At 71.4% G+C, this 20,802-nt stretch carries 19 protein-coding genes, 5 tRNA genes and 2 pseudogenes; 8 read left to right on the top strand and 18 right to left on the bottom strand.

Features of this window, described 5'->3' with window-relative positions:
- Positions 1-22: 22 nt before the first annotated feature.
- Together thiD and AB0O29_RS21610 are read right to left on the bottom strand one after the other, a co-directional pair.
- Positions 23-823: a bifunctional hydroxymethylpyrimidine kinase/phosphomethylpyrimidine kinase gene (gene thiD / locus AB0O29_RS21605; protein WP_365153682.1), complete on the bottom strand. Its 801-nt coding sequence runs from the start codon at positions 821-823 to the stop codon at positions 23-25.
- Entirely contained in the window at positions 820-1,800 is a 981-nt protein-coding gene (locus AB0O29_RS21610; protein ID WP_365153684.1) for a thiamine-phosphate kinase, read from the bottom strand. Before AB0O29_RS21610 ends, thiD begins: the two co-directional genes overlap by 4 nt.
- A gap of 245 nt (positions 1,801-2,045) precedes the next feature.
- On the opposite strand from AB0O29_RS21610, the gene AB0O29_RS21615 reads away from it, so the two are divergent.
- The gene (locus tag AB0O29_RS21615) at positions 2,046-2,279 is read left to right on the top strand and encodes an Lrp/AsnC ligand binding domain-containing protein (protein WP_042816780.1); all 234 of its coding nucleotides are present in this window, start codon (positions 2,046-2,048) and stop codon (positions 2,277-2,279) included.
- Between the two features lie 23 nt (positions 2,280-2,302).
- Positions 2,303-2,788: a DUF3515 domain-containing protein gene (locus AB0O29_RS21620; protein ID WP_365153686.1), complete on the top strand. Its 486-nt coding sequence runs from the start codon at positions 2,303-2,305 to the stop codon at positions 2,786-2,788.
- A 78-nt stretch (positions 2,789-2,866) separates the two neighbouring features.
- On the opposite strand, the gene AB0O29_RS21625 is transcribed toward AB0O29_RS21620, so the two are convergent.
- From AB0O29_RS21625 to AB0O29_RS21635, 3 genes are read right to left on the bottom strand one after another with little or no spacing between them, the layout of a single operon-like run.
- Entirely contained in the window at positions 2,867-4,024 is a 1,158-nt protein-coding gene (locus tag AB0O29_RS21625; protein ID WP_365153688.1) for a D-alanine--D-alanine ligase family protein, read from the bottom strand.
- A gap of 39 nt (positions 4,025-4,063) precedes the next feature.
- A complete protein-coding gene (locus tag AB0O29_RS21630; protein ID WP_365153690.1) occupies positions 4,064-5,074 on the bottom strand; it encodes an NAD(P)H-dependent glycerol-3-phosphate dehydrogenase in 1,011 nt (336 codons plus the stop codon).
- On the bottom strand, positions 5,071-5,823 hold the full coding sequence (locus AB0O29_RS21635) for a lysophospholipid acyltransferase family protein (protein WP_365153691.1): 753 nt from the start codon (positions 5,821-5,823) through the stop codon (positions 5,071-5,073). The genes AB0O29_RS21630 and AB0O29_RS21635 overlap by 4 nt, the downstream gene beginning before the upstream one ends.
- Before the next feature lie 267 nt (positions 5,824-6,090).
- Here AB0O29_RS21635 and cofC point away from each other — a divergent pair.
- Positions 6,091-6,690, top strand: a pseudogene (cofC, locus tag AB0O29_RS21640) (2-phospho-L-lactate guanylyltransferase); the annotation flags it as partial.
- Between the two features lie 305 nt (positions 6,691-6,995).
- Here the strand turns inward: cofC and AB0O29_RS21645 are convergent.
- The 4 genes from AB0O29_RS21645 to leuC all read right to left on the bottom strand — a co-directional run bounded on the left by AB0O29_RS21645 (position 6,996) and on the right by leuC (position 10,210).
- Positions 6,996-7,679 (bottom strand): HU family DNA-binding protein, encoded by a 684-nt coding sequence (locus tag AB0O29_RS21645; RefSeq protein WP_365153693.1) that lies wholly within the window; start codon positions 7,677-7,679, stop codon positions 6,996-6,998.
- A 144-nt stretch (positions 7,680-7,823) separates the two neighbouring features.
- Positions 7,824-8,051 carry a hypothetical protein gene (locus AB0O29_RS21650; protein ID WP_226729357.1) on the bottom strand — a complete coding sequence of 76 codons (228 nt, stop codon included), beginning with the start codon at positions 8,049-8,051 and terminating at the stop codon, positions 7,824-7,826.
- 137 nt (positions 8,052-8,188) lie between these two features.
- Positions 8,189-8,782: a 3-isopropylmalate dehydratase small subunit gene (leuD, locus tag AB0O29_RS21655; RefSeq protein WP_365153695.1), complete on the bottom strand. Its 594-nt coding sequence runs from the start codon at positions 8,780-8,782 to the stop codon at positions 8,189-8,191.
- A 3-nt stretch (positions 8,783-8,785) separates the two neighbouring features.
- Entirely contained in the window at positions 8,786-10,210 is a 1,425-nt protein-coding gene (gene leuC, locus AB0O29_RS21660) for a 3-isopropylmalate dehydratase large subunit (RefSeq protein WP_365153697.1), read from the bottom strand.
- A gap of 121 nt (positions 10,211-10,331) precedes the next feature.
- On the opposite strand from leuC, the gene ndgR reads away from it, so the two are divergent.
- A complete protein-coding gene (gene ndgR, locus AB0O29_RS21665) occupies positions 10,332-11,048 on the top strand; it encodes an IclR family transcriptional regulator NdgR (RefSeq protein ID WP_007266782.1) in 717 nt (238 codons plus the stop codon).
- Between the two features lie 161 nt (positions 11,049-11,209).
- Here the strand turns inward: ndgR and AB0O29_RS21670 are convergent.
- From AB0O29_RS21670 to AB0O29_RS21710, 9 genes are all read right to left on the bottom strand, one after another.
- A tRNA-Glu gene (locus AB0O29_RS21670) sits at positions 11,210-11,282 on the bottom strand.
- 21 nt (positions 11,283-11,303) lie between these two features.
- Positions 11,304-11,375: transfer RNA gene (locus AB0O29_RS21675), tRNA-Gln, on the bottom strand.
- 22 nt (positions 11,376-11,397) lie between these two features.
- Positions 11,398-11,473: transfer RNA gene (locus AB0O29_RS21680), tRNA-Glu, on the bottom strand.
- Positions 11,474-11,534: 61 nt separating this feature from the next.
- Positions 11,535-11,607, bottom strand: a tRNA-Glu gene (locus tag AB0O29_RS21685).
- A 27-nt stretch (positions 11,608-11,634) separates the two neighbouring features.
- A tRNA-Gln gene (locus AB0O29_RS21690) sits at positions 11,635-11,706 on the bottom strand.
- A gap of 88 nt (positions 11,707-11,794) precedes the next feature.
- Positions 11,795-12,523: an HAD family hydrolase gene (locus AB0O29_RS21695; protein WP_365153699.1), complete on the bottom strand. Its 729-nt coding sequence runs from the start codon at positions 12,521-12,523 to the stop codon at positions 11,795-11,797.
- 200 nt (positions 12,524-12,723) lie between these two features.
- A complete protein-coding gene (gene gltX, locus AB0O29_RS21700) occupies positions 12,724-14,199 on the bottom strand; it encodes a glutamate--tRNA ligase (RefSeq protein WP_365153701.1) in 1,476 nt (491 codons plus the stop codon).
- The gene (locus AB0O29_RS21705) at positions 14,192-14,980 is read right to left on the bottom strand and encodes a fumarylacetoacetate hydrolase family protein (RefSeq protein WP_365153703.1); all 789 of its coding nucleotides are present in this window, start codon (positions 14,978-14,980) and stop codon (positions 14,192-14,194) included. The genes gltX and AB0O29_RS21705 overlap by 8 nt, the downstream gene beginning before the upstream one ends.
- Positions 14,981-15,067: 87 nt before the next feature.
- Positions 15,068-15,253 carry a hypothetical protein gene (locus AB0O29_RS21710; RefSeq protein WP_365153705.1) on the bottom strand — a complete coding sequence of 62 codons (186 nt, stop codon included), beginning with the start codon at positions 15,251-15,253 and terminating at the stop codon, positions 15,068-15,070.
- Positions 15,254-15,832: 579 nt separating this feature from the next.
- Between AB0O29_RS21710 and AB0O29_RS21715 the strand changes: the two genes are divergently transcribed.
- From AB0O29_RS21715 to AB0O29_RS21730, 4 genes and pseudogenes are all read left to right on the top strand, one after another.
- Complete coding sequence (locus AB0O29_RS21715; protein ID WP_365153707.1) at positions 15,833-19,729, top strand: nitrate- and nitrite sensing domain-containing protein; 3,897 nt, start codon at positions 15,833-15,835, stop codon at positions 19,727-19,729.
- 9 nt (positions 19,730-19,738) lie between these two features.
- Positions 19,739-20,152: a roadblock/LC7 domain-containing protein gene (locus AB0O29_RS21720; RefSeq protein WP_042820501.1), complete on the top strand. Its 414-nt coding sequence runs from the start codon at positions 19,739-19,741 to the stop codon at positions 20,150-20,152.
- A gap of 152 nt (positions 20,153-20,304) precedes the next feature.
- Positions 20,305-20,697, top strand: a complete 393-nt coding sequence (locus tag AB0O29_RS21725) for a DUF742 domain-containing protein (protein WP_365153709.1) — start codon at positions 20,305-20,307, stop codon at positions 20,695-20,697.
- Positions 20,678-20,802: pseudogene (locus AB0O29_RS21730) on the top strand (ATP/GTP-binding protein); the annotation flags it as partial. The gene AB0O29_RS21725 and the pseudogene AB0O29_RS21730, both read left to right, overlap by 20 nt.

The following is a 20,802-nucleotide window of genomic DNA, read 5'->3' on the forward strand; positions in this document are numbered from 1 at the left end:
CTTTTGCCTTGTCCTGACGGTTTCAGCGCCACCGCCAGGCGTGGTCCACCGGGCCGATGCCGCCGCCGAGCGCGAAGCCGGCGGCGATGGCGCCGGTGACGTACTCCTTGGCCGCCGTGACGGCCTCCGGGACGGACAGCCCCTTGGCCAGGCCCGCCGCGATCGCGCTGGCGAGGGTGCAGCCGGTGCCGTGGGTGTGCCGGTTGTCGTGGCGGGGCGCCCGCAGCCACAGCTCCTCGGAGCCGTCGGTCAGCAGGTCCACGGCCTCGCCGCCGTGGGCGGCGAGGTGGCCGCCCTTGATCAGCGCCCAGCGGGGTCCGAAGCCGAGGACCGCGCCGGCGGCCCGCCGCATGCCGTCCTCGTCCTCGACGGCCACCCCGGTCAGCTGCGCCACCTCGTCGAGGTTGGGCGTCGCCACCGTGGCCCGGGGCAGCAGCTCGCCCCTTACGGCGTCCAGCGCGGAGGCCGCCAGCAGCGGGTCCCCGTGCTTGGAGACCCCCACGGGATCCACCACCACCGGGGCGTCGGTGCCGGCCAGCAGCTCCGCGACGGTCTCCACGAGGACGGCGGAGGAGAGCATCCCGGTCTTGACGGCCTGGACCCCGATGTCGTCCACGACGGCCCGGTACTGGGCCCTGACGGCCTCGGCGGGCAGCTCCCAGGCCCCCTTGACCCCGCGGGAGTTCTGCGCGGTCACGGCGGTGACCACGCTCATCCCGTGCACGCCGAGCGCCAGCATGGTCTTCAGGTCGGCCTGGATGCCCGCACCGCCGCCGGAGTCGGATCCGGCGACGGTCAGGCACAGCGGGGGGTGCCCGCTCACGGGGTCTCGCCCTCGACCGGGTCGGCGCCGAAGTGGTCCCAGCCGCCGGTGCTGGTCCAGGGGGCGCCGTCCACGGTCACCTGCGGCAGGGCCGAGCGGTGCTGGACCTCCCCGATGACCTTCCAGCGGGCCGGGAGCTTCACGTCGGGCGGGAAGGTCGCCACGATGGCGTGGTCCTCTCCCCCGGTGAGCACCCACTGGAGCGGGTCGACGCCGACGGCCTGGCCGATGTCGTGCATCTGGGTCGGGATGTCCACGGCCCCCGAGCGCAGGTCGATCCGTACGTGGCTGGCCTCGGCGATGTGCCCGAGGTCGGCGATCAGGCCGTCGCTGACGTCGGTCATGGCGGTGGCGCCGAGTCCGGCGGCCGCCGGGCCCGCGTGGTACGGGGGCTCGGGGCGCCGGTGCGCCTCGACGAAGGCCCGCGGGGAGCGGAAGCCGCGCGAGAGCACGGCGAAGCCGGCCGCGGACCAGCCGAGCCAGCCGGTGACGGCCACGACGTCGCCGGGCTGGGCGCCGGAGCGCAGCACGGGCTCGTGGTTGCGCAGGTCGCCGAGGGCGGTGATGGAGACGGTGATGGTGTCCCCGCGGACGACGTCGCCGCCGACCACGGCCGCGCCGGCGACCTGGCACTCGTCGCGGATGCCGTCCATCAGCTCGGTGGGCCAGGTGACCGGCAGCTCCGCCGGGACCACGAGGCCGAGGAGGATGGCCGTCGGCACCGCGCCCATGGCGGCGATGTCGGCCAGGTTCTGGGCGGCGGCCTTGCGGCCGACGTCGTAGGCGGTGGACCAGTCGCGCCGGAAGTGCCTGCCCTCCAGCAGGATGTCCGTGCTGGCCACGACCCGCCGGTCGGGGGCCGACACGACCGCGGCGTCGTCGCCCGGTCCGAGCCGGACCGCCGGGGTGGTGGTGAGCCGTGAGGTGAGCTCCCTGATGAGCCCGAATTCCCCCAGCTCGCCCACAGTGCCCTTCATCGCTGTGCCCCTTCTTGGCAAGTCCGCTTGCGGTCGCGAGCCGTCACAGCTCTGGGTACCGTCAACAGATACGTCAACTTCTGGTCTGCGTACGCCCCGCTGTGCGTGGCGCCTGGTCTGCGGGTCTCCCCGCGGCACCCGGCGACGCGGTACCGTGGCGTCCCTTCTTCCCCCGGCCCTTCCGATTCTGTCGGGCCCACCCGAAGGTTAGGGGAAATGATCCTCGTGGCCGCCCTGGAGGTTCCGTGGTACAGGCGTACATCCTCATCCAGACCGAGGTGGGCAAGGCGTCGGTCGTCGCCGAGTCCATCGGGAACATCGCGGGGGTGATCCAGGCCGAGGACGTGACGGGGCCGTACGACGTCATCGTGCGGGCCCAGGCCGACACCGTCGACGATCTCGGCCGCATGGTGGTCGCCAAGGTGCAGCAGGTGGAGGGGATCACCCGCACCCTGACCTGCCCCGTGGTCCATCTGTAGCCCCCGTCTACTCTTGGCCGGTGATGTCTTCGCACCGCCGGCCCCTGCCTCTGCTGGCCCTGCCCGTCCTGTCGGCGGTCCTGGCCCTGGGGGGCTGTGCCCCCGGGGCCTCGAAGGTGACCCCGCCGCCCGCGCCGCCCGCCGACGTCGCGGGGCTCTGTGCCGCGCTGCACAAGGAGCTCCCGGGGAAGGTGTCCGGGCTGGACCGGACCACCACCGATCCGGAGTCGGACCTGACCGCCGCGTGGGGCGGCTCGGCGATCGTACTGCGGTGCGGGATCCCCAAGCCCGCGAAGATGGCCGATCCGAAGGCGGACGGAGTGGAGGTGAACGGCGTCGGCTGGCTGGTGGAGCGGCCGGCCGACGGCGGTCTGAAGTTCACCACCGGCTCCCGGCTCGCCTACACGGAGGTCTGGATCGACAAGGAGCATGCCACGGACGCGGGCATGCTCGTGGATCTGTCCGCCGCCGTGGCCAAGACCGTGCCGGTCGGGATCTCCTCGTACTGACCGGCCCCTCCCCCGCGCACACCGCCGCCCGCCAGGGTTCCTCCTGGCGGGCGGTCGGCTGTACGGGGCCGGGTGCTGCTAGCGCAGGCCGGTGGAGCGGCGCAGGGCGGCCTGGATCAGGCGGTCCACCAGCTCCGGGTACTCGATGCCCGACTCCTGCCACATGCGCGGGTACATCGAGATCGGCGTGAACCCCGGCATCGTGTTGATCTCGTTGATGACGAAGGTGCCGTCCTCGGTGAGGAAGAAGTCGGCGCGGACCAGGCCCTCGCAGGACGCGGCCTCGAAGGCCTCGATCGCGAGCCGCTGGACCTCGGCGGTCTGCTCCGGGGTGAGCGGGGCCGGCACGAGTCCGGTGGCGGAGTCGATGTACTTCGCCTCGAAGTCGTAGAAGTCGTGGCTGGAGACCGGCGGGATCTCCGCGGGCGCGCTGGCGCGCGGCCCGTCCTCGAACTCCAGGACGCCGCACTCGATCTCGCGGCCGCGCAGCAGCGCCTCCACGATGACCTTCGGGTCGTGGCGGCGGGCCTCGCGGATCGCCTCGTCGAGCCCGGAGGCGTCGTCGACCTTGGTGATGCCGATGGAGGAGCCGGCGCGGGCGGGCTTCACGAACAGCGGCCAGCCGTGCTCGGCGGCGAAGTCCAGGACCCTGGCCGTGGCCGCGTCCCGGTCGGCGTCCCACTCGCGGGGGCGGATGGTCACGTACGGGCCGACGTTCAGCCCGTAGGAGGCGAACACCCGCTTCATGTAGTCCTTGTCCTGGCCGACGGCCGAGGACAGGACGCCGCAGCCGACGTAGGGGATCCCGGAGAGCTCCAGGAGGCCCTGGACGGTGCCGTCCTCGCCGTAGGGGCCGTGCAGCACGGGGAAGACGACGTCGACCTCGCCCAGTGCCTTGGGGACGGATCCCGGCTCGCTGTAGACGACCTCGCGGCTGGCGGGGTCCACGGGCAGCACGACGGTGCCGTCCGGGGACTCCGCCAGCGACTCCACGTCGGGGAGCCGGCGGTCGGCGATGGCCATGCGCTCGGGTGCGTCGGCGGTCAGGGCCCACCGGCCGTCCGTGGTGATGCCGATGGGCAGCACCTCGTACTTGGAGCGGTCGATGGAGCGCAGCACGGCGCCGGCGGTGACGACCGAGATGGCGTGTTCCGAGCTGCGGCCGCCGAAGACGACGGCGACGCGGGGCTTACGGCCCTGCTGCTCAGGGGTCTGGGGGAGGTTCTCGCTGCTCATATCGGCACGAGGGTACCCGCTCAAGCGTCCGGAAAGGTGTCAGTGGCGTTCCGGTTTGGCGCTGCGGCCCATGAGTTCCTTCAGCGCGACCAGGGTGGGCTTGCCGTGGTGGACGATGTCGACGACCGTCTCGGTGATCGGCATGTCCACTCCGTGCCGGCGGGCCAGATCGGCCACGGACTGGCAGGACTTGACCCCCTCGGCGGTCTGCTTGGTGACCGCGATGGTCTCCTCCAGGGTCATCCCGCGGCCCAGGTTGGTGCCGAAGGTGTGGTTCCGGGAGAGCGGCGAGGAGCAGGTGGCGACGAGGTCGCCGAGGCCCGCGAGGCCGGAGAAGGTGAGCGGGTCGGCGCCCATCGCCAGGCCCAGGCGGGTGGCTTCGGCCAGGCCGCGGGTGATGAGGGAGCCCTTGGTGTTGTCGCCCAGGCCCATGCCGTCGGCGATGCCGACGGCGAGGCCGATGACGTTCTTGACGGCGCCGCCGAGCTCGCAGCCGATGACGTCGGTGCTGGTGTAGGGGCGGAAGTACGGGGTGTGGCAGGCGGCCTGGAGGCGCTGGGCCACGGCCTCGTCCACGCAGGCGACGACGGAGGCGGCGGGCTGGCGGGCGACGATCTCGCGGGCCAGGTTGGGGCCGGTGACGACGGCGACGCGCTCGGCGGGGACCTTGGCCACCTCCTCGATGACCTGGCTCATCCGCTTGGCGCTGCCGAGCTCGATGCCCTTCATCAGGGAGACGAGGACGGTGTCGGGTGCCAGCAGCGGGGCCCATTCGGCCAGGTTGCCGCGGAGGGTCTGGGAGGGGATGGACAGGACGGTGAAGTCGGCGTCGCGCGCGGCCTCGGCCGGGTCGGTGGTGGCGCGCAGGTTCGCCGGCAGCTCCGCGCCGGGGAAGTAGTCCGGGTTGGTGCGGGCGGTGTTGATGGCGTCGGCGACCTCCGGGCGGCGGGCCCACAGGGTGACCTCGCAGCCGGCGTCGGCGAGGACCATGCCGAAGGCGGTGCCCCAGGAGCCCGCCGAGAAGACCGCCGCCTTGACGGGACGCGTCACTTGGTGCCCTCCCCCGCGGCCTTGCGCCGCTGTTCCGCCCTGGCCCTGCGGTGGTCGTACGGCTCCTCGGGAGCCTTCTCGCCGCGCAGCTGCTCCAGGAGCTCGGTGATGTCGGCCATGATGGCCTCGGTGGCCCCCTTGAGGACGTCCGGCGTGGGGTCCTTGCCGTAGAAGGCCGAGAGGTCCACGGGCGGCCCGGCGAGCACCTGGAGGGTCTTGCGCGGGAACAGGCGGACCTTGTTCTCCTTGGCGTACGGCGGCATCGCGAGGTTGGCGCCCCACTGGGCCACCGGAATGACGGGGGCCCGGGTGATCAGCGCCACCCGGGCGACACCGGTCTTGCCGGCCATCGGCCACATCTCCGGGTCCCTGGTGAGGGTGCCCTCCGGGTAAAAGGCGACGCATTCGCCGCGCTCGACGGCGTCCACCGCGGCCCGGAATGCGTCCAGCGCGTTGGTGGTCTCGCGGTAGACGGGGATCTGGCCCGATCCGCGCAGGATGGCGCCGACGAAAGGCACCTTGAACAGCCCCGCCTTGGCGAGCAGGCGCGGCACCCGGCCGGTGTTGTACTGGAAGTGCGCGTAGGACAGCGGGTCCAGATACGAGTTGTGATTGACGGCGGTGATAAAGCCGCCGTCGGCCGGAATGTGCTCCATTCCCCGCCAGTCCCGCTTGAAGAGCACTACCAGCGGCGGTTTTGCGATGACCGCCGCCAGGCGGTACCAGAAGCCGATTCTGCGGCGGGACACTCGGAGCACCTTCCTCTAGGACCGGGGCGCGGGCCGCCTCCCAGCGGTGGCTGGGGCGGCTTGAGACCTCATGGGCCGGACAAGTGTCGCCCCGGGTCCGGTCTCTGTCGAGAACACCGTACGCCCCGCCCGGACCGGCGGGCCCCCCTCCGGCCGGTCTGAGGTGACAATGGGCCGACTGATGACCGGGCCGTGACCCGCCCGTGGCCGGGGCGGGCGGGGCCGCGCACCGGAGCGAAGGAGACCGCCACGAACGCCGTCTGGAGCCTGGTGGTCCCCCTGAAGCCCCTCGCCGTGGCGAAGAGCCGGCTGGCTGGCGCCGTCGGCGCCTCGCGGCCGGGGCTGGCCCTGGCCTTCGCCCAGGACACCGTGGCCGGGGCGCTGGCCTGCGCCTCCGTCGTGGATGTGGTGGTCGTCACGGACGACGCCGCGGCCGGCGCGGAACTGGCCCGGCTCGGGGCGCGGATCGTCCCGGACGCCCCGGGGGCCGGCCTCAACGCGGCCCTGGACCACGGCGCGCGGGCCGTGCGCGCCGGACGGCCGGGGGCGCGGCTGGCCGCGATGAACGCGGACCTTCCGGCACTGCGCCCACCGGAATTGCTACGTGTGCTCGATATCGCCTCCGCATTTCCCCGGGCATTTCTGGCGGATGCGGCGGGAATCGGGACGACTCTCCTTTCCGCCGGTCCGGACGTGGAATTGGCACCGGCGTTCGGCGGCCCCTCCCGGGCCCGGCATTCCGCCTCGGGCGCGGTGGAAATAGCCCTGGCGGACGTCGAGAGCGTACGGAGGGACGTGGACACGGGCCCGGACCTGCGCAGGGCCCTCTCCCTCGGCGTGGGCCGGCACACGGCCCGATACAGTGCGCTCATGCAGGCGACCGCGTACACGTACGACTCCCAGACCCGCAGCGGCAGCGTGCTGCTGGACGACGGCACCCCGGTGCCCTTCGGGGCCGAGGCCTTCGACGCGGGGGGCCTGCTGATGCTGCGGCCCGGGCAGCGGGTGCGCATCGAGACGGACGGCGCGGGCGCGGCCCTGCGGATCACCCTGGTGACCCTGCAGACGTTCTAGCCCCTGCGGTGCCCGCCGCCGCCTTGACCTGCGAAGGAACGCACCGCGGGCCGGCTTCCCCCAGGGGGAAGCCGGCCCGGCGTGTGTGACTCGTGCCCCTACTTCTTGCGGGCGGTGGTCTTCTTCGCGGTGGCCTTGCGCGTCGCCGTCTTCTTGGCGGGCGCCTTCGTCGCGGTGGCCTTCTTGGCCGCCGGGGCGGTCTTCTTCGCCGTGGCAGTGGTCTTCTTGGCCGCCGTCGTGGCCTTCTTCGCCGGGGCCGCCTTCTTCGCGGCCGCCGTGGCCTTCTTCGCGACCGTGGTCTTCGCGGCCGTCTTCTTGACGGTCGCGGTGGCCTTCTTCGCCGTCGTCTTCTTCGCGGCGGTCTTGGTGGCCGTGGTCTTGGCGGCGGCCTTCTTGGCCGTGGTGGCCTTCTTGGCGGCGGCCTTCTTGACCGTGGCCGAGGCGCCGCCGGTCAGGCTGCCCTTCGGGGCCTTCTTCACGGCCACCTCGTCGCCCTTGGGGAGCTTCTTGGTGCCGCTGACCAGGTCCTTGAAGCCCTGACCCGCGCGGAAGCGGGGAACGGAGGTCTTCTTGACCCGGACGCGCTCACCCGTCTGCGGGTTGCGGGCGTAGCGGGCCGGACGGTCCACCTTCTCGAACGAGCCGAAGCCCGTGACCGAGACCCGGTCGCCCGCGACGACCGCGCGGACCATCGCGTCCAGTACCGCGTCGACGGCGTCCGCGGCCTGCTGGCGGCCGCCCAGCTTGTCGGCAATCGCTTCTACGAGCTGCGCCTTGTTCACGTCTTCCCCTTCGGAGACCTCGCCAGAACGAATGTGTTCAAGCTTATTTCGCACGTTAGGCGGATATATACCGCAAATCAAACACGAAACGGGCTAATCACCCTAGTGCCGCAACGATGAGAGCCGTTACGGAGTTCCTTCGCATCAGTCGCCTTCAGGGAATCGACCCTCGTCGAGGTCCTTCATCAACCTGTCCAGGCGCCTTGCCGCATCGGCGAGATCGTGCTTCGCCGCGGCAGTGACGACCAACAGCTTCCGGGACAGCGCCATCCTTACGCCCTCCGGGACTTGCAGTGCGCGCACCCTTGCGTGTGCTTCTTTCAACCGGTCCGCGACGAGTTCGTAGAGCTCGAGTTGACTGTCGCGTTCCATGCACAGATTGTGCCATCTGGGGCGAGTTGTCGCCTCACGGGGCCTCAACATACGGCTGTGCCCCCCGCCGGAAGGCGGGGGGCACAGTGTTGCCGATGTGATCACCCGAAGGTGAATAAGCGCTGATCAGGCAGGAATCAGACGCGAATCGTGCGCGGCTTGAAGGCCGGGCGGGTGCTTTCGTAGGTGTCGATGTCGGCTTCGTTCTGAAGGGTGAGCGAGATGTCGTCCAGCCCTTCCAGCAGACGCCAGCGCGCGTTGTCGTCGAGTTCGAACTCCGCCTCGACGCCCTCGGCTCGGACCTTCCGGTCGACCAGGTCGACGGTGATCTCGGCGGTCGGGTCGGCCTCGGTCAGCTCCCACAGCCGGTCGACGGTCTCCTGCGGCAGGACGACGGTCAGCAGACCGTTCTTCAGCGAGTTGCCGCGGAAGATGTCGGCGAAGCGGGAGGAGATGACCGTCTTGAACCCGAAGTTCTGCAGGGCCCAGACGGCGTGCTCGCGGGAGGAGCCGGTGCCGAAGTCGGGGCCGGCGACCAGCACGGTCGCGCCGGCGCGCTCGGGACGGTTGGTGACGAACTCCGGGTCCTTGCGCCAGGCCTCGAAGAGCCCGTCCTCGAACCCGTCGCGGGTGATCTTCTTCAGCCAGTGGGCCGGGATGATCTGGTCGGTGTCCACGTTGCTGCGGCGCAGCGGGACGGCACGGCCGGTGTGGGTGGTGAAGGCTTCCATGGCTCAGACTCCGGCGGTGGCGTTGGCGTCGGACAGGTCGGCGGGCGAGGCCAGATGGCCCAGCACCGCGGTGGCGGCGGCCACCTGCGGGGACACCAGGTGGGTGCGCCCGCCCTTGCCCTGCCGGCCCTCGAAGTTGCGGTTGGAGGTGGACGCGGAACGCTCACCGGGGGCCAGTTGGTCGGGGTTCATGCCCAGGCACATGGAGCAGCCCGCGTGCCGCCATTCGGCCCCGGCGTCCTTGAAGACCTTGTCCAGGCCCTCCTCGACCGCCTGGAGCGCGACCCGGACGGAGCCCGGGACGACCAGCATCCGTACGCCGTCGGCGACTTTGCGGCCCCCGATGATCCCGGCGACGGCGCGCAGGTCCTCGATGCGGCCGTTGGTGCAGGAACCTACGAAGACGGTGTCGACCTTGATCTCGCGCAGCGGCTGGCCCGCGGTCAACCCCATGTACTCCAGGGCCTTTTCGGCGGCCAGGCGCTCCGAAGCGTCCTCGTACGAAGCCGGGTCGGGGACGTTCGCGGACAGCGGCGCGCCCTGGCCCGGGTTGGTGCCCCAGGTGACGAACGGGGAGAGCGCGGAGCCGTCGATGACGACCTCGGCGTCGAAGACGGCGTCCTCGTCGGTGCGCAGGGTCTTCCAGTAGGCGACCGCCGCGTCCCAGTCCTCGCCCGTCGGGGCGTGGTCGCGGCCCTCCAGGTAGTCGAAGGTGGTCTGGTCGGGGGCGATCATGCCCGCGCGGGCGCCGGCCTCGATCGACATGTTGCAGATGGTCATGCGGGCTTCCATCGAGAGCCTCTCCACGGCCTCGCCGCGGTACTCCAGGATGTAGCCCTGGCCGCCGCCGGTGCCGATCTTGGCGATGATCGCCAGGATCAGGTCCTTGGCGGTGACGCCCTCGGCCAGCTCGCCGGTGACCGTGATGGCCATCGTCTTCGGGCGGGCCAGCGGCAGCGTCTGCGTCGCCAGCACGTGCTCGACCTGGCTGGTGCCGATACCGAAGGCCAGCGCGCCGAAGGCGCCGTGCGTGGAGGTGTGGGAGTCGCCGCAGACCACGGTGGTGCCCGGCTGCGTCAGACCCAGCTGCGGGCCGACGACGTGCACGACACCCTGCTCGACGTCACCCAGCGAGTGCAGGCGGACACCGAACTCGGCGCAGTTCTTGCGCAGCGTCTCCAGCTGGGCGCGGGAGACCGGGTCGGCGATCGGCTTGTCGATGTCGAGGGTGGGGGTGTTGTGGTCCTCGGTCGCGATGGTGAGGTCCAGACGCCGGACCTTGCGGCCGGCCTGCCGCAGCCCGTCGAACGCCTGCGGGCTGGTCACCTCGTGCAGCAGGTGGAGATCAATGAAGAGGAGATCGGGCTCGCCCTCGGCGCGCCGGACGACATGGTCGTCCCAGACCTTCTCCGCGAGTGTCCTACCCATCGCTCTTTCCCTCCGGCTCACCGTCCCGGATCCAGTGGTTCGTGGACCCGTACATACAGACTCGCTGGTTCTTGGAAAATTTGAACTTGCGTTTCACAGTGTGAGACGTGAATATCGTTTCATGGACAACTCTAGCGGCGTCGGCGTTCTCGACAAGGCAGCTCTGGTATTGAGCGCACTGGAGTCCGGTCCGGCCACCCTCGCCGGGCTGGTCGCGGCGACAGGGCTCGCACGACCCACGGCACATCGCCTGGCCGTGGCACTGGAACACCACCGGATGGTGGCGAGGGACATGCAGGGCCGGTTCATCCTCGGCCCGCGGCTGGCAGAGCTTGCCGCCGCGGCCGGCGAGGACCGCCTGCTGGCCACGGCGGGACCGGTTCTCACGCATCTCCGTGACGTGACGGGCGAGAGCGCGCAGCTCTACCGGCGTCAGGGCGACATGCGCATCTGCGTGGCGGCCGCCGAGCGGCTGTCGGGCCTGCGGGACACCGTCCCGGTGGGCTCCACGCTCCCGATGAAGGCCGGCTCGGCGGCGCAGATCCTGATGGCCTGGGAGGAGCCCGAACGGCTCCACCGCGGCCTCCAGGGCGCGCGCTTCACGGCGACGGCCCTGTCCGGCGTACGACGCCGCGGCTGGGCGCAGTCGATCGGCGAGCGGGAGCCGGGCGTGGCCTCGGTCTCGGCGCCGGTGCGCGGGCCCTCGAACCGCGTGGTGGCCTCCGTGTCGGTCTCCGGCCCGATCGAGCGCCTGACCCGCCACCCGGGGCGCATGCACGCCCAGGCCGTGATCGACGCGGCCGCCCGCCTGACGGAGGCCCTGCGCCGCTCCGGCTGACCCTGCCCCGCTCCACCCCACCCCCGGGCCCGGGGGCGCGTACGACGCCGCACACGTCCGAACTCGCGCCTCCGGGCCCGTACTTGTGCGGGCAGCCGGCATCCGTCCGGGAACAGCGAAGAGGCCCTCCGCGATGATCGCGGAGGGCCTCTTCCTTCATGTACCCCCGACCGGATTCGAACCGGCGCTACCGCCTTGAGAGGGCGGCGTGCTAGGCCGCTACACAACGGGGGCTAGCTTTACTGCGGTACTGCGCTGGGCTACCAGGACTCGAACCTAGAATAAGGGAACCAGAAACCCTCGTGTTGCCAATTACACTATAGCCCAATGGTCTAGACCAGCCAGACCTTGGTACCCCCGACCGGATTCGAACCGGCGCTACCGCCTTGAGAGGGCGGCGTGCTAGGCCGCTACACAACGGGGGCCCTAGCGATCCTGCATCAAAACCTCCGGGTGCGACCCTGGAGATCCTGCGGGAAGGATCTGTACCCCCGACCGGATTCGAACCGGCGCTACCGCCTTGAGAGGGCGGCGTGCTAGGCCGCTACACAACGGGGGCAAAGCACTGCGTTACTACTGCACTGCGCTGGGCTACCAGGACTCGAACCTAGAATAAGGGAACCAGAAACCCTCGTGTTGCCAATTACACTATAGCCCACCGAACTTCAAGGCCCTGGGGCCCTTTCGTTTGGTTAGCGCCTCCGGTTCCCGGCCTTTCGGCCCGTCTCCCCGGCGCAGAAAGAACATTACCGGATGCCTGACCGTGCTCCAAAACGGGTATCAGCGGCCAGCAGCCCGGGCAGGGGCGCGAGCCCCTCGATCCGGTGCACGCCCTCGGGTCCGGGGCCCCTGCCGCCGTCCCGGTCGAGCCAGACGGCGGTCAGCCCCGCGTCGCGCGCGCCGCGTGCGTCGATCTCCGGCTGGTCCCCCACGTACGCCACCTCGGCCGGGGGCAGTCCGAGCGCCGCGCAGGCGGCGAGGAAGGCGGCGGCGTCGGGCTTGCTGACCCCCAGCTCGGCCGCGCACACCAGCACCTCGAAGCGGTCGCGCAGCCCGAGGTGGCGCAGCTTGGGGTCCTGGTTGGCCTCGGAGGAGTTGGAGAGCACCCCGTGCCGGTAGCGGCCGGCGAGGGCGTCCAGGGCGGGCAGGACGTCCGGGAAGACGGTCCAGGCGGCCTTGTAGTGCTCCACGTAGCGCGCGAACCAGCCGTCCGCCTCTTCGCCGGTCAGGGCGGGCTCCCCGAGGAAGTCCCGCACCCGGTCCTGGCGCTGGCCCTGGAAGGTGGTCTCGCCGGCGGAGAAGCGCCCCCAGTGCAGTTCCGTGAGCCGCCGCCACAGGGCCAGCGCCTCGGCGGGGGTTCCGTAGCGCTCGGCGATCCCCTCGTCCCGCAGGTGCAGCGCCAGCCCGGCGGAATCGGCCCCCGTGTAGTCGAAGAGGGTGTCGTCGATGTCCCACAGCACGGCGCGGATCGGCATACCGGCGAGCCTACGCCCGGGCGGAGGCGTGCGGGGGCGGTACGCGGAACCCGGCCGCGGGGTGGTCCGCGTCACACGGACGGACGGAGCGGCGCGGGCCGGGCCGGGCGACCGGGGTGTGAGCGTTCTCACCGGCGGCGCCGGGGAACGCCGAAGGGGCGGCAGCCGGATCGGCTGCCGCCCCTTCGGAAGGGCGCGGGTCAGGCGGCGAGCTTCGCCAGGGCCGCGTCGATGCGCGCGATCGAGCGCTCCTTGCCCAGGATCTCCAGGGACTCGAAGAGCGGCAGGCCGACGGTACGGCCGGTGACGGCCACGCGGACGGGGGCCTGGGCCTTGCCGAGCTTGAGGCCGTGGGCCTCGCCGGCGGTCAGGACGGCCTGCTTGAGGGACTCCGGGTCCGCCCAGTCGGCGGCGAGGAGGTTCTCGCGCGCCGTGGTCAGCAGGGCCGCGGGCTCGCCCTTCATGGCCTTGTCCCAGGACGCCTGGTCCTCGACGGGCTCCTTGAGGAAGAGGAAGTCCACGTTCGCGGTGATGTCCGAGAGGACCGTCACACGGGTCTGGGCGTGCGGGGCGATCCGGTCCCAGGCGTCCGCGTCGAAGTCCTCGGGCGCCCAGTTGGCGTGCGGGGCCTCCAGCCACGGGGCGCAGGCGTCCGCGAAGGCCTTCGGGGTCAGCCGGCGGATGTGGTCGGCGTTGATCGCCTCGGCCTTCTTCAGGTCGAAGCGGGCCGGGTTGGCGTTGACGCCGTCGATGTCGAACTTCGCCACCATCTCCTCGATCGAGAAGATGTCCTGGTCCTTGGAGAAGGACCAGCCGAGGAGCGAGAGGTAGTTCAGCAGGCCCTCGGGGAGGAAGCCGCGCTCGCGGTAGAGGTTCAGCGAGGACTCGGGGTCGCGCTTGGAGAGCTTCTTGTTGCCCTCGCCCATCACGTACGGCAGGTGGCCGAAGCTCGGGGTGCCCTTGGCGACGCCCAGCTCGATCAGCGCCTTGTAGAGGGCGATCTGGCGGGGGGTGGAGGAGAGCAGGTCCTCGCCGCGCAGGACGTGCGTGATCTCCATCAGCGCGTCGTCGACCGGGTTGACCAGCGTGTAGAGCGGGGCGCCGTTCGCGCGGACGATGCCGAAGTCCGGCACGTTCTCCGGGGTGAAGGAGAGCTCGCCGCGGACCAGGTCCGTGAAGGTGATGGTCTCGTCGGGCATCCGGAAGCGGACGATCGAGGTACGGCCCTCGGCCTCGTACACGGCGACCTGCTCGGCGGTCAGCTCGCGGCAGTGGCCGTCGTAGCCGGAGGGCTTGCCGGCCGCGCGGGCGGCGTCGCGGCGGGTGTCGAGCTCCTCGGTGGTGCAGAAGCACCGGTAGGCGTAGCCGCCGTCCTGGAGCTTCTGCGCGACGTCCTTGTAGATGTCCATGCGCTCGGACTGCCGGTACGGGGCGTGCGGGCCGCCGACCTCGGGGCCCTCGTCCCAGGTGAAGCCGAGCCAGCGCAGCGAGTCGAGGAGCTGGACGTACGACTCCTCGGAGTCGCGGGCGGCGTCGGTGTCCTCGATGCGGAAGACGAACGTACCGCCGTGGTGCCGGGCGAACGCCCAGTTGAAGAGGGCGGTCCGGACCAGGCCCACGTGGGGGTTGCCGGTCGGGGAGGGACAGAAACGGACGCGGTAGTTCGCGTTAGCCACGCTTGATCACCTTGTTGGTGAGAGTGCCGATGCCTTCGATGGTGACGGCGACCTCGTCGCCGACGTTCAGGGGGCCGACTCCGGCCGGTGTCCCCGTGAGGATGACGTCGCCCGGGAGCAGCGTCATGGCCTCGCTGATGTGCACGACGAGCTCCTCGATGGAGCGGACCATGTCGGCGGTGCGGCCGAGCTGGCGCTGTTCGCCGTTGACGGTGCACTGGATCGCCAGGTCGGACGGGTCCAGGTCGGTCTCGATCCAGGGGCCGAGGGGACAGGCGCTGTCGAAGCCCTTGGCGCGGGCCCACTGCTTCTCGCGCTGCTGGACGTCCCGGGCGGTGACGTCGTTGGCGCAGGTGTAACCGAGGATGACGTCCTTGACGCGCTCCTTCGGGACCTCGCGGCACATGCGGCCGATGACCACGGCGAGCTCCGCCTCGTGGTGGAGGTCCTGGGAGAAGGAGGGGTAGACGATCGGGTCTCCGGAGCCGACCACCGAGGTGGAGGGCTTGAAGAAGGTGATCGGCGCTTCGGGGAGCTCGTTGCCGAGCTCCGCCGCGTGCTCCGCGTAGTTGCGGCCGACGGCCACGACCTTGTTCGGGAGCACGGGCGGCAGCAGCCGGACCTTGCTCAGCGGGACCTTCGTGCCGGAGAGCTCGAAGTCCGCGAACGGGATGCCCTTGATGATGTCGAGGACGAGCTCGCCTTCGGCGCCGGGGGCAGTGCTGCCCTCGACCGCGCCGAACGCGACGTTGCCGTCGATCGAGAACCTGGCGATGCGCACCTGCTGCGTCTGCCCCTCTTGTGTTTCCGCTGGCTGGAGTCTGCGGACTCCAGGCTAACGCGGTGGGGGCGGGCGCTTCGCGCTCCTTTACTGCGCGGCGGCGGCCGGGGCGTCCATCAGGACGGTGCGGCGCGGGTTCGCGGTCTGGGTGGGCAGCTCGACGCGGTGCTCCGGGGTGGCCGGGGCCGCCTGCAGCTCCTCGGCGTCCTTGAGGTGCGCGAGGGTGGTCCGGCGGGGGTTGGCTATGTTGCGGATCATCGACGTCGTCTTCATCGGAGTTTCGGGCCCTCGGCTCGCTGGTGGGGTGTGGGTCGACTGCTGCGCCGGATGTGGCGCCAACCCTTTAACAGGCAAGGCTAAACATCCGAATCCCCGACTGAACCGGTTAGTAATAGTCACGCGCATGTGAGTTTCCTCACCAGCGAGCGGGCAATACGGACATAATTGACAGTCAACTAGGGTCGGCGAAACGGACATTGCGCCACTGAATGCGCCATTCCGCTCCTGATCATCTCGACTGGGACACCTTGCCAGACGCGAGCTTTGATTGGCGTAAGTCCGATTCATCCCCATAGGACTTCCACGTCGCGTAGCCCGCCCGTCACAAGCCGTGAGCGGCTCGCCGGGGCGACACGCGCACCTTGTTGGAGATCCCCCACTGTGCTGGAATTCGCGAGACCGCCGCGGGTATCAGCCGGCGCGCAGGTGGCGCAAGAGAGCGCCGAGCGCGGTGGCACAGACAGGGAGACGCGCCGGTCACCGACGACCACCATGGGGCCGTCAGTGCCCCACGACTCGACACCGCTCCGCCGCTCATCCGGCGGGGCGCCTGGTCCAGAGGTTGCGACGCTAGTGCAGGGACGATTCAAGAGGGATGGCAAGGGGTCTCCCCAGGCCCTTCAGGGCCGAGGGGAAGCTGCGGCGGAGCAGGAGCCGCTCGGCGGGACCGACCGTGGCGCCTCGCCCCAGCACGCCCCGGGCCGCGGCCCGGCACTCGAAGGGGCGGGGCCCGACTCCTCCCCCTCGGGGAAGGCGAAGGGCCGCGGGAAGGCCGCGAAGGCCCCCAAGGCCCCGAAGGCCGGGCGCTCCAAGGGCAAGGGCAAGGCCAAGGCCGAGACCGTCGAGCAGGACGAGGCGATACCCAAGGCCCCCAGCTCGGGCTCCCGTCTCGCGATGCAGAACTGGCGCATCAGCACGCGACTGGTGTCGCTGCTGACCCTGCCCGTCGTCGCGGCCACCACCCTCGGTGGCTTCCGCATCAACGACTCGCTCAACGACATCGCCCAGCTGGATCACATGCAGCTGCTGACGACGATGACCCGGCAGGCCACCAACCTGGCCGCCATGCTCCAGGAGGAGCGGGACAAGTCGGCCGGTCCGATGTCGATCACCAAGGACGGCAAGGCCAACAGCCTCGTCCAGGGTGTCCGCGACCAGACCGACGCCGCCGCCAAGGCCTTCGCCGCCGCGACCGACAAGGTCGACAGCGCGCAGGACAAGGACGAGACCCTCAAGTCGATCCGCAACAACATCCTGCAGATCGGCCGCCAGCTCACCGGCATCGAGGACATCCGCAAAAAGGCGTACATGAACGGCGCCCAGCAGACGGTCACCGAGTACAACTCGCTGATCGTCTCGCTGCTCTCGCTGTCGCAGGACATGGCCCAGGCCACCTCCAACCCGGAGATGATCAAGCGCACCCGCGCCCTGGCCGCCTTCTCCTCCGCCAAGGAGTACGCCTCCATCCAGCGCGCCGTGATCGCCGCCTCCCTTCTGGAGAGCAGCGACAAGCCCGGCAAGCTCGATGAGAACGACCGCCTCTACGGCCTCTCCGCGCTCCGCGGCGAGAGCCAGGCGAAGAAGACCTTCGAACTCGTCTACCAGGGCAAGCCCGAGGAACTCCTCTCGGCGCTCGGCGACGGCAACACGGAGATCGGCAGCGCCGACCACTACGCGCGCCGCGTCCTGAGCACCCAGGGACAGTTCCTCAAGGAGAAGAACCGGTCCTGGATGGACTGGTACGACGCCGACGACACCAAGCTCCAGGCCATGAAGGTCATCGAGCTGACCCTGCTCGAGGACATGGAGCAGAAGGCCCGCGAGCTCAAGAACGCCTCGCAGCAGGACGCCATCATCAACGGTGCCCTGCTCCTCCTCGTCCTCGGCGTCTCCCTCGTCGGCGCCTTCGTCATGGCACGGTCCATGATCCGCTCGCTGCGCCGCCTCCAGGACACCGCGACGCGCGTCGCCCAGGACCGTCTGCCCGAGCTCGTCAAGCAGCTCTCGGAGTCGGACCCGCAGGACGTCGACACCTCCGTGGAGTCCGTCGGCCTGCACACCCGCGACGAGATCGGCCAGGTGGCCGCGGCCTTCGACGACGTGCACCGCGAGGCCGTCCGCCTCGCCGCCGAGCAGGCCCTCCTCCGGGGCAACGTCAACGCGATGTTCACCAACCTCTCGCGCCGCTCCCAGGGCCTCATCCAGCGTCAGCTGTCGCTCATCTCCGAACTGGAGTCGCGCGAGGCCGACCCGGACCAGCTCTCCTCGCTCTTCAAGCTCGACCACCTCGCCACCCGAATGCGGCGTAACGGTGAGAACCTCCTCGTCCTCGCGGGCGAGGAGCCGGGCCGCCGGTGGACCCGCCCCGTCCCGCTCGTCGACGTGCTCCGCGCCGCCGCGTCCGAGGTGGAGCAGTACGAGCGCATCGAACTGGCGGCGGTGCCCGGCACCGACGTCGCCGGCCGCGTCGTCAACGACCTCGTGCACCTCCTCGCCGAGCTGCTGGAGAACGCCACCTCGTTCTCCTCCCCGCAGACGAAGGTCAAGGTCACCGGTCACGCGCTGCCCGACGGCCGTGTGCTCGTCGAGATCCACGACACCGGCATCGGCCTGTCCCCCGAGGACCTCGCCGCGATCAACGAGCGGCTCGCGTCGCCGCCGACCGTGGACGTCTCGGTGTCCCGCCGCATGGGTCTGTTCGTGGTCGGCCGCCTGTCCCTGCGACACGGCATCCGCATCCAGCTGCGCCCCTCCGACTCGGGCGGCACCACCGCCCTCGTCATGCTCCCGGTGGACGTCGCCCAGGGCGGCAAGAAGCCGGGTCCCGTCCCGGGCCAGGGCGGCCAGGCCGGCGCCCCCGGCGGCCAGGGCGCTCCCGGCGCCCAGGGTTCCGTCCCCGGCGGCGCGCGTCCCCCCGGGGGCGCGGGCCAGCAGCGCGGCCAGGTCGGCGGCGGCGCCCAGCGCCCGGCGCTGCCCGGCCAGGGCGGTCCCGGCGGTGCCCCGCAGGGCGGCCCGGGCCAGGGTCCGCGTCCGCAGGGCGGCCCCGCCGCCGCGACGGGCCAGGGCCAGGGCCAGGGCGGCTTCGGCGCCGGTGCCCCGCTGCCCGCCCGCGGTCAGGGCGGCCCCGCCGGCGCTCCGGGCGTCCCGGACAACAACCTCTTCAGCGGTCCGCAGGCCCGCCCCTCGGGCGTGCCCCAGGCCTCCGGCCCCGGTGTCTTCCCGCCCCAGGGCGGCAACGGCTTCGAGCGTCCGCAGCAGCCCCAGGGCGGCCCGGGCTTCGGCCAGCAGCAGCCCGGGCAGGCCCCGCAGCAGCAGGGCGGCCCCGGAGCCCCGGTCAAGCGCCGGCGCCCGCAGCTCCCGCCGCAGGGCGGCGCCGCCGGACGTCCGGAGCTCCCGGGCGCGGGCGGCCCGTCGGCCGGGATGCCGCCGGCCACCAGCTGGGGTGCCGGGCAGGCCGGGCAGGAGGCCCCGCGCGGGCACGACGAGCTGTCGGGCCCCGGCTCGACGGCGGAGTTCGCCCGCCCGGACTTCAACGCCCCGTACCCGCCGGCCGGCAACTCCACGACCGGCCAGTTCGAGCGGCCCGACATACGCGGCCCCCAGGACCCGTCCACCACCGGCCAGTTCCAGCGCCCGCAGCCGGGCGGCCCCCTCGACCCGTCCACGACGGGCCAGTTCGAGCGCCCCGACATGCGCGGCCCCCAGGACCCGTCCACCACCGGGCAGTTCGAGCGCCCGCAGCCGGGCGGCCTCCAGGACCCCTCCACGACCGGACAGTTCGCCCGCCCCGCGGGCAACGGCGGCCCCGGTGGCCCCGGCGTTGGCGGGTACGCGGACCAGCAGCCCCAGGGCCGTCAGCCCGGCGGCTACGCCCCCGCGCCCATGCCGGCGCCCCGCCCCGAGGCCCCGCAGCTGCCGCAGGCGTACCAGCCCGAGGCGCTGCCGCCGGCCCAGCCGCAGCCCGGTGGTGAGCTGCGCAGTCCGATCTTCGATACGCTGGAGTCGAACTGGTCCGGCCAGAACGGCGGCCAGTCCGCCGGACAGGCGCCGGCCGTTCCGCAGCAGCCCCAGCAGACGCCGGCCCCGCAGCAGCAGCCGCTGCCGCAGCGCGGGCAGGAGCTCGCGGCCGAGCCCGCCACCGCGGTGACCGGCAGCACGCCGCAGGTCAGCTGGCGGTCCTCCCCCAACGACGAGCTGATGCGTCAGGCCGAGCGCGTGCGCCAGCCCGCCGCGGGCGGCATCACCACCTCGGGGCTCCCCCGCCGGGTGCCGCGGGCCAACCTCGTCGCCGGTACCGCCCAGCAGCAGGCCGAGGCACCGGCGGGACCGCAGGTGTCGCGCGCCCCGGACGACGTGCGCGGCCGTCTCACCAACCTCCGACGCGGTATCCAGCAGGGACGGCAGGCCGGCGGTTCCGGCCCGGCGACCGGCAGTTACCAGATCGACCCCACTTACCAGCAGGAGCGATAGTTGAGCTCGATGAGCCAGGCGGCACAGAACCTGAACTGGTTGATCACCAACTTCGTGGACAACACCCCCGGGGTGTCCCACACCGTGGTGGTCTCCGCCGACGGACTCCTTCTGGCGATGTCCGAAGGGTTCCCGCGTGACCGCGCCGATCAGCTGGCGGCCGTGGCCTCCGGTCTGACCTCGCTGACCGCCGGAGCCTCCCGCATCTTCGAGGGCGGCGCCGTCAACCAGACCGTGGTGGAGATGGACCGGGGATTCCTCTTCCTCATGTCCGTCTCCGACGGATCCTCGCTGGCCGTCCTGGCGCACCCCGAGTGCGACATCGGCCTCGTGGGCTACGAGATGGCCCTCCTCGTGGACCGCGCCGGCAACGTCCTCACCCCGGACCTGCGCGCGGAGCTCCAGGGAAGCCTGCTCACCTGACACCCCCTCCCCCGGCCGGACGGTACTTCCGGCCGGGGGGACCGGGACCGCGTCCCGGAACCCCAGTACCCCCGAAGGCCGTCATCAAGTCCCCCCCACCGGCCGCCCCGTCAGACGGCACGCTGACCACTGCTGTCCAGCCCGGAGGATCAATGACCCCGCCCCCCGCCTACCCCGATGCGTACGAGGATTCGTACTCGGAAGGCGACCAGCCGCTGGTGCGTCCGTACGCGATGACCGGCGGCCGGACCCGGCCGCGCTACCAGCTCGCCATCGAGGCACTGGTCAGCACGACGGCAGACCCGATGCACCTCTCCAACCTGCTGCCCGAGCACCAGCGCATCTGCACGCTGTGCCGCGAGGTGAAGTCGGTCGCGGAGGTCTCCGCGCTGCTGTCGATGCCGCTCGGTGTGGCCCGCATCCTCGTAGCCGACCTGGCGGAAGCCGGCATGGTGGCCATCCACCAGCCGGGCAATGGAGAGGCCGGCGGAACGCCGGACGTAACGCTGCTCGAAAGGGTGCTCAGTGGACTTCGCAAGCTCTAACGGCGGTGCCGCTCGCTCCACCACCTCCGCGAAGATCGTGGTGGCGGGCGGCTTCGGCGTGGGCAAGACCACGTTCGTCGGCGCGGTCTCCGAGATCAACCCGCT

This window comes from Streptomyces sp. NPDC089915, from assembly GCF_040684675.1.
Taxonomy (GTDB): Bacteria; Actinomycetota; Actinomycetes; order Streptomycetales; family Streptomycetaceae; genus Streptomyces.

Excerpts from the sequence above, each read along its gene's own strand:
- AB0O29_RS21610 (WP_365153684.1), bottom strand. The coding sequence starts at position 1,800 with ATGAAGGGCACTGTGGGCGAGCTGGGGGAATTCGGGCTCATCAGGGAG.
- AB0O29_RS21620 (WP_365153686.1), top strand. The coding sequence starts at position 2,303 with ATGTCTTCGCACCGCCGGCCCCTGCCTCTGCTGGCCCTGCCCGTCCTG.
- AB0O29_RS21625 (WP_365153688.1), bottom strand. The coding sequence starts at position 4,024 with ATGAGCAGCGAGAACCTCCCCCAGACCCCTGAGCAGCAGGGCCGTAAG.
- AB0O29_RS21650 (WP_226729357.1), bottom strand. The coding sequence starts at position 8,051 with ATGGAACGCGACAGTCAACTCGAGCTCTACGAACTCGTCGCGGACCGG.
- leuD (WP_365153695.1), bottom strand. The coding sequence starts at position 8,782 with ATGGAAGCCTTCACCACCCACACCGGCCGTGCCGTCCCGCTGCGCCGC.
- leuC (WP_365153697.1), bottom strand. The coding sequence starts at position 10,210 with ATGGGTAGGACACTCGCGGAGAAGGTCTGGGACGACCATGTCGTCCGG.
- ndgR (WP_007266782.1), top strand. The coding sequence starts at position 10,332 with ATGGACAACTCTAGCGGCGTCGGCGTTCTCGACAAGGCAGCTCTGGTA.
- AB0O29_RS21695 (WP_365153699.1), bottom strand. The coding sequence starts at position 12,523 with ATGCCGATCCGCGCCGTGCTGTGGGACATCGACGACACCCTCTTCGAC.
- AB0O29_RS21710 (WP_365153705.1), bottom strand. The coding sequence starts at position 15,253 with ATGAAGACGACGTCGATGATCCGCAACATAGCCAACCCCCGCCGGACC.
- AB0O29_RS21720 (WP_042820501.1), top strand. The coding sequence starts at position 19,739 with ATGAGCCAGGCGGCACAGAACCTGAACTGGTTGATCACCAACTTCGTG.
- AB0O29_RS21725 (WP_365153709.1), top strand. The coding sequence starts at position 20,305 with ATGACCCCGCCCCCCGCCTACCCCGATGCGTACGAGGATTCGTACTCG.